This window comes from Methylobacterium persicinum, from assembly GCF_022179525.1.
Lineage (GTDB): Bacteria > Pseudomonadota > Alphaproteobacteria > Rhizobiales > Beijerinckiaceae > Methylobacterium > Methylobacterium persicinum.
On the sequence record NZ_BPQX01000079.1, the window covers coordinates 1 to 1,366 of the forward strand.

A 1,366-nucleotide genomic window follows, 5' to 3' on the forward strand; every position below is an offset into this window, starting at 1 on the left:
GGTCGTGTCCCTAGGCGTGGTGTAGCTCGATGAGGGCCACCGCGATCACCGGCTTGGGCCGGGACGATCAGGCTGCTAGGGTGGGCAGGCTGACGAGGGGATCATCGCCGATCGGGGCGATGCTTTCCAGGGTTATGTAGCGCGACCGCTGGACGGCCCATTCGTCATTCTGTTCGAGCAGGATCGCGCCGACGAGGCGGGTGATGGCAGCCTCGTTGGGGAAGATGCCCACGACCTCGGTCCGGCGCTTGATCTCGCCGTTCAGGCGCTCCAACGGATTGGTCGAGTGCAGCTTGACCCGGTGGGCGGCCGGGAAGCCCATGTAGGCCAGCACGTCGGGCTCGGCAGCGTCCATCAGGGCGGCGAGCTTGTGCACCTTGGGGCGGAGCTGGTCGGCCACCCGTCGCCATTGCTGACGGGCCGCCTCGGCATCATCCTGGGCGAAGGCGGTGGCGATGAAGGCCGAGACGACGCGCCGCCCGCTGCGGCCGGCATGGGCGAGCACGTTCCTCATGAAGTGCACCCGGCAACGCTGCCAGGTGGCGTTCATCACCTTGGCCACCGAGGCCTTGATGCCCTCGTGCGCATCCGAGATCACCAGCTTGACCTCGCGCAGGCCGCGCCGGGCGAGCTTGCGCAGGAAGGCGGTCCAGAACGTCTCGGCCTCAGAGGGCCCGACGTCCATGCCCAACACCTCGCGCCGGCCGTCGTTGTTCACGCCCACCGCCACGATGACGGCGACCGAGATGATGCGGCCCTCGCTCCTGACCTTCACGTAGGTCGCGTCGATCCAGAGATACGGCCATTCGCCTTCGATGGGTCGGTCGAGGAACGCGCCGACTCGTTCGTCGATCTCCTGGCACAGGCGCGAGACCTGGCTCTTCGACACGCCCGTGCCGCCCATGGCCTGGACCAGATCATCGACCGAGCGGGTCGAGATGCCCTGGATGTAGGCCTCTTGGATCACCGCCGTCAGCGCTTTCTCGGCCATCCGGCGCGGCTCCAGGAAGCCGGGGAAGTACGAGCCCTTGCGCAGCTTCGGGATGCGCAGTTCGACTGTGCCGGCGCGCGTCTGCCAGTCCCGGTCACGGTAGCCGTTGCGCTGGACCAGACGCTCGGCGCTCTTCTCGCCGTGAGCCGCGCCTGTCAGGCCGCCCACCTCCAGCTCCATCAGGCGCTCGGCTGCAAAACCGATCATCTCGCGCAGCAGATCCGCGTCGGCACTCTTCTCCATCAGCCCGCGCAGGGCCATGATCTCGTCGGTCATCGGGGGTCTCTCGGGTTCGGGGTTGGTCGTCGCAACCCGACCCTACCCGGCAACCGCCGATGACCACCCCTCAGCTACACCACCGCATGGGACACGACC

Annotated in this window: 1 protein-coding gene; it reads right to left on the reverse strand. The window is 67.7% G+C overall.

All coding sequences use genetic code 11. The features are described from left to right. Positions 1–67 precede the first annotated feature (67 nt). Positions 68–1,267, reverse strand: a complete 1,200-nt coding sequence (locus MFF22_RS24340) for an IS256 family transposase (protein ID WP_238253335.1) — start codon at positions 1,265–1,267, stop codon at positions 68–70. Positions 1,268–1,366: the final 99 nt, after the last annotated feature.

Coding starts and splice junctions, on each gene's coding strand:
- MFF22_RS24340 (WP_238253335.1), bottom strand. CDS start 1,267: ATGACCGACGAGATCATGGCCCTGCGCGGGCTGATGGAGAAGAGTGCC.